The following is a 5,233-nucleotide window of genomic DNA, read 5'->3' on the forward strand; positions in this document are numbered from 1 at the left end:
CTCGGCAGGATAACAACCATGTTCACTCGACGCGAATGGATGAAACAGACAGGTGCCGCGGCGCTGGCCGCCTCGCTTCCGCGCCGTCTTGCGGCCAGCGCACAGGTGAAACGTTCGGCGCCCGACTACGAGCAGCCGATGTTCGACCTGCCCGGCAAGATCCGTGACGCGGCAAAGATCGAGTCGATCGAGCTGCTGCGGCGCGGGACGACCTTTTTCGTGCGCACCCGATCAGTCTCCGGCGCCACAGGCCTTGCCCCGACCAAGCAGGTCGAACCCTTCATTCCCATCTTCAAGGACATCGTCGCGTCGTTCTTCATCGGGAAGGACGCTCGGCTCATCGAGACGCTCGTCGACGATGTGTACCGGGAGAACTACAAACTGGCGGGCCTGGCATTCTGGTGCCCGGTCGCGTACATCGAACAAAGCCTGTTGGACATGCTCGGTCGCATGGCGGCACGGCCTGTCGGCGATCTGCTCGGAGGCGTCGTGCGCCGGGAGATCCCGGTGTATCTGTCTGGATCCGTTCGCGAGACGACCGCCGAGCAGGAAGTCGAGGTGTATGTGCGGAGCGCCGAGCGCACCGGGACGAGAATCGTCAAGTTCAAGATCGGCGGACGCATGAGCCGAAACCTCGATGCCTATCCCGGCCGCACCGACACGTTGCTGCGACTGGCCCGGGAGCGCCTCGGTCCCGATGTGACGCTCTACGCCGACGCGAACGGTTCGTACGATGCGACGGCGGCCATCGAGATAGGGCACCGCCTCGAAGCGCTCGGGTATGCGATGTTTGAGGAACCGTGCCCGTGGGAAGAGCTGTCGGAGACGCAACAGGTCGCCAGGGCTCTGAAGATTCCCGTGGCCTGCGGCGAGCAGGACTCGAGCCTGTGGCGCTTCGACATCAACTACAACGGCGGCTTGATTCGGGCCGCCCGCGTGGCACGCATCGCCCGCAAGTTCGGGAAGACGATCGTGCCGCACAATACCCAGACGGGAGCCTCGTCGGTCAACATTCTGCAGTTCGCTTCGTGCACGCCGAACATCGGTCGGGCGATGGAGTACCCCTGCCGCGACGTGCAGAAGCCTCAGGACTGGTTCACGCCGAATTTCATTATCAAGGAAGGCCGGTTGCCCGTGCCGACGGGGCCGGGCCTGGGGATTGAGATTGACCCTGCGTACCTCGCGAAGGCGGAGGTTGTCGCGAGGGTGCCGTAGCCGACAGTGACGTTGGTCCCTTTACGAGACAGCGCCAAATCAGAGTCGGCGACGTGTTCCGGGGCCCGCGTGGCCTGACGTAGACGGCAGGACGCGGCTGGCCTGCCCAGCCGAAGCATCGCGCTCGCGACGCCGTAGCTTGAAGAGCGAAGGCGCGAGGATCGGTTCGCGCCGGAACGATGCGAAGGCGGCTGGCCTGCCCAGCCGAAGCAACAGGAGGAATGTGTCGCGCCGGAGTGCTGCGAAGGCTGGACCTCCGGCGTACTAGGCCGGTGCTCTATCCAACTGAGCTACGGGCGCAGCGATCGTGACCGACGCGTTCTAGCGCGAAGTCCATCTGGTTGAACCGTTCGTGTCGGGTTGTCCGCTCGGGGGCGATCGATCTCAATCCGAACCAATCGGCAGGCGACGAATGCGGAGGCGCGTATCGTAGAGCGCCACGATCGCGCCCCGGTCGAGCTCCGGCTCCAGCAACGGCAGGTTGGCGATCAAGAGCGCAGCCTGACGGTCCGGCCGCCGCGGCGTACCACGACGGAACAGGATGAGTGACGGCCGCAACTCGCGTCGGAGCGCGAGAAGGGCGCCGAAATCAGTGTCGGCCGATATGATCGTCCGCCCTTCGGCCGCCGCCAGGGCAAACAACTCTTCGTCGTCGGCTGCGTGCAGGCCTCGGCTGCGCACATGCACAGCGTCGTGGCCGGCCTCCTGGAGCAGTTCGGCCACGCGGGGCGAGAGCGCGTTGTCGACGAGAAACTTCACAGCGTGGATGCGAGGGGAAGGTCGCGTTCTCTAACCGCCGCCGCAGCAAATTGAAGCGCCTCCCGGACGTCGTCTTCGACGAGATCCGGATAGGCTTCGAGGATCTCAGCCGTGGTCATTCCCTCGGCCACCATGCCGACCACGGTCGCCACCGGAATCCTCAGGCGGCGAATGCAGGGAACGCCGCCGAGTTGGCGGGAATCGGCTGTGATTCGATTGAATTCCATGTTCGGCCTCACGCGCTGAATTGGCTTCAGCCTGTACTAGTCAGTATACCGCTCCCGGGACCGGCGCGTGCTCGTGACGGGAAGGCACCCTGGTGGAGGCACACGCGCGCATCAACTGCGAGCATTGCGCAACGACCTCCGGCATTCTTGGCCCGTCGTCTTGAATGGAGTGCGAACCCGGATCAGAAGTCCGCTTGTCTGAGACCCTCAATAACATGCCTGAATTCGCGACTATTCGCACGCTGATCGATTGTGACATAGCGGTTATGTGGCGGGCGCCGGCACCGCCGTCTCGGACTGAATCTTGGCCAGAAGCGGCCCGTGATGGCGCGACTCGGAGTCGAGGCTGATAACCGATCGAACGGGCGGCCGATACGCAGATGTGACGGCCCGGCCGTAATCCCGTAAACTGGAGGCCTGAAGGAGGCGGTCAATGGCTTGGCTTGACTGGTCGCAATGCCCCGTCGTTGAGAGCATCCCTGGCAAGGTGAGCGGCGCCTGGGTGTTCCGGGGCACACGCACGCCCGTCGCCGTCGTCTTCGAGAACATGGAGGACGGGTTTCGCGGAGCCACGTCAAGGCCGTGCTGGAGTTTGCCGCCCGCAGCCTCGACGCGCCCGTCCCGGCACGCTGATGCGGGTTCTCTTCGACAACGGGACGCCGAGGGGCGTCGGCGCGGCCCTGACGGACCACATCGCCATCATCGTTCTTGGCAATGGCCGATGGCGTCTGATCAAGAACAGGCTGCCGACGATTGGCGCAGCGGTTGCCGCAGCGGCGCCAGGCAGTTTCGCTGAGATCGAAATCCCGATTGACTGAACGACCTATCCCTATCAGAAACTCGGCACCTCTTGTGCTCGTAGCAGTTGCGGGCCGAGACTGATACTGTCCGCCGTGGCATGCCCGCACTGCTCATCGCCCTGTTCGCCGCCCTTCGCTCGGCCGTGCGGTCGCGTCTTGAGCTCGAGGTGGAGATTCTCGCCCTGCGCCATCAACTCGCCGTTCTCCAGCGCCAGGCGCCGAGGCGCCCGCGTCTCGGTCCCGCCGATCTCTTCCTGTGGATAGTGCTCTCGCGGATCTGGCCGGACTGGCGACGGGCCGTCCAGATCGTCACGCCCGCCACCGTCGTGCGCTGGCATCGCCGCGGGTTCGCGCCTCGTTCGACTTCTTCACGGTCCCCACCGCCACGTTTCGCGTGTTATTTGTGTTCGTCGTGCTGTGGCACGATCGACGCCGCGTCGTCCACGTGAACGTCACGGCACATCCGACGGCCGCGTGGACCGCGCAACAGCTCCGCGAGGCGTGGCCCTGGGACTCCGCACCGCGGTTCGTCATTCGGGATCGCGACGGCATCTACGGACCGGAACTTCAGACGGCCATGCGGGCCATGGGCATCGAAGAAGTAGTGATCGCGCCTCGTGCGCCCTGGCAGAACCCGTTCGTGGAACGCGTGATCGGCTCCGTGCGGCGCGAGTGCCTCGACCACGTCATCGTGTGGAACGAGCGCTCGTTGCGCCGCCACCTCCGTCAGTACCTCGCCTACTATCACGAGTGGCGAACGCACCTCTCGCTGGACAAGGATGCGCCCGTCCCGCGGGCGACGCAACCGCCGACCTGCGGCACCATCGTGCAAGTCCCGCACCTCGGCGGTCTGCATCACCACTACGAACGTCGCGCCGCCTGATCGTCGCTCTCGATGCCATCAACCGCTCACCGCCAGCCGGCGTGGTCCGGCGTGGTACGTCCACCTCGGACGGCGGTCGTCCCAGACGTGGCCAGCACCGCGCGGTAGGGGTTGTGCGAGTCGCCTGACGGCGCCCCTGATCACGCCACCGGGAGTTCTTTTTCGCGCCGATGGAGTTTCTGGTAGGGACACCTTCTGCGGGCACATGGGTCAGCATCCCTATGACCGCACGCGGACTGTGGTGCTGCCCGGCCACGAGGAACGGCCCCGTACCGGTCCTCGAGAAGCTCAACCTATCGACCACTGGGCGTCAGTCAATGGCCGGTCTAGGGGTGTCGAGTAATGGCCGGTTCTTGGTCTCCGCCGAAACGGTGTTGAGCGAGACCTCAGATAGGTCAAGACAAAAGGCAACATCCGCGCTATTCATGCCTGCTCCAGAATCAAACTCCCTAATCGCCGCGTGGAACAGAGGTCGCCAGAAATCCACCGGCGCTCCGCCCACGTGGAAGGCATAGGCCATCCGGATGCTGGCACTAGCTCGCGCGGTATCCTTGCAAAGGGTGTAATAGTCCTGACTTAGCGTGCCTGCCGGTGTTATCCACTGTTTAAGCCACTGTAGGACCTCGCTTAACGCGGGCGAACGCGCAATGGCCAAGCTCTCAGCCACTTCGTGGAAGATGACAGGTGCATTCTGGGCGGCCGAGGTTTCTCCAATGGCCCACTTGCATGCCGCCCACTGGTGTTCGAGGTATCTTACCGTTGCACGGAGCTTCTTCTTGGCAATCACCCGATCGACTCCAGACAGAGACTTCTCGCTGCTGATGATCCAGAGCAACAAACCGGCAGCATATGATGATCCCCATAGGTCAGACCCAGTGATCATGGTGTCGCACTGCGCCCATCCGCCGTCATCGTTCTGCCAGTTCCTGCGTAGGTCGAGAATCCATCCGAGCGTGCTTTCGAGCGATTCGAGTGGCTCGCCTAATGCGAGGAGTATTTGAACGGCCCGAAGAGTGTGGCGATATGACACGAGGGTTGGTCGTTCTGCCGGCGACATGCCGGGCACGGCTCCCTCGGACACCCTCACAACGCCGCCGTTGAGAAGTTGCAGAACCCCCTGGCGCGCTAGTCGAAGTGCCGGTGCGGCCAGACGACGAGATGACAGAACAAAACAGGGCCAACCGGTCAGGTAGAGCCGCGGCTTCAATGTAAGCGGTAAGCAGGGTGCATCTGGTTTGGCGGGCGTGCGGCCAGTACGCTCGACCCCATGGACATTACCGTTGATCCCTCCCGCAGCCCGCGCCCCCGTACGGCGGACACGACCCGACGAGAGCTCGTCGCCCGTTACC

General features: G+C 64.0%; 7 protein-coding genes and 1 pseudogene. 4 read left to right on the top strand and 4 right to left on the bottom strand.

Annotated elements, in window-relative coordinates; all coding sequences use genetic code 11:
• Positions 1 to 18: 18 nt before the first annotated feature.
• Positions 19 to 1,215, top strand: coding sequence for a mandelate racemase/muconate lactonizing enzyme family protein (locus tag NT151_08605; protein MCX6538979.1), 1,197 nt, complete (start codon positions 19 to 21; stop codon positions 1,213 to 1,215).
• A 384-nt stretch (positions 1,216 to 1,599) separates the two neighbouring features.
• On the opposite strand, the gene NT151_08610 is transcribed toward NT151_08605, so the two are convergent.
• Together NT151_08610 and NT151_08615 are read right to left on the bottom strand one after the other, a co-directional pair.
• The gene (locus tag NT151_08610) at positions 1,600 to 1,974 is read right to left on the bottom strand and encodes a DUF5615 family PIN-like protein (protein MCX6538980.1); all 375 of its coding nucleotides are present in this window, start codon (positions 1,972 to 1,974) and stop codon (positions 1,600 to 1,602) included.
• A complete protein-coding gene (locus tag NT151_08615) occupies positions 1,971 to 2,201 on the bottom strand; it encodes a DUF433 domain-containing protein (protein ID MCX6538981.1) in 231 nt (76 codons plus the stop codon). The genes NT151_08610 and NT151_08615 overlap by 4 nt, the downstream gene beginning before the upstream one ends.
• A 433-nt stretch (positions 2,202 to 2,634) precedes the next feature.
• Between NT151_08615 and NT151_08620 the strand changes: the two are divergent.
• Positions 2,635 to 2,834, top strand: a pseudogene (locus NT151_08620) (DUF433 domain-containing protein).
• Positions 2,834 to 3,019 (top strand): hypothetical protein, encoded by a 186-nt coding sequence (locus NT151_08625; GenBank protein MCX6538982.1) that lies wholly within the window; start codon positions 2,834 to 2,836, stop codon positions 3,017 to 3,019. The pseudogene NT151_08620 and the gene NT151_08625 overlap by 1 nt, the downstream one beginning before the upstream one ends.
• Positions 3,020 to 3,033: 14 nt before the next feature.
• Here the strand turns inward: NT151_08625 and NT151_08630 are convergent, their stop codons facing one another.
• Positions 3,034 to 3,339, bottom strand: a complete 306-nt coding sequence (locus NT151_08630) for a hypothetical protein (GenBank protein MCX6538983.1) — start codon at positions 3,337 to 3,339, stop codon at positions 3,034 to 3,036.
• 56 nt (positions 3,340 to 3,395) lie between these two features.
• On the opposite strand from NT151_08630, the gene NT151_08635 reads away from it, so the two are divergent.
• Complete coding sequence (locus NT151_08635) at positions 3,396 to 3,884, top strand: integrase core domain-containing protein (GenBank protein ID MCX6538984.1); 489 nt, start codon at positions 3,396 to 3,398, stop codon at positions 3,882 to 3,884.
• A 310-nt stretch (positions 3,885 to 4,194) separates the two neighbouring features.
• Here NT151_08635 and NT151_08640 read toward each other — a convergent pair.
• Positions 4,195 to 5,233 (bottom strand): hypothetical protein (locus NT151_08640; GenBank protein ID MCX6538985.1); only part of this gene is annotated, 1,039 nt, incomplete at its 5' end.

Source organism: Acidobacteriota bacterium (assembly GCA_026393675.1).
Taxonomy (GTDB): Bacteria; Acidobacteriota; Vicinamibacteria; order Vicinamibacterales; family JAKQTR01; genus JBAXOX01.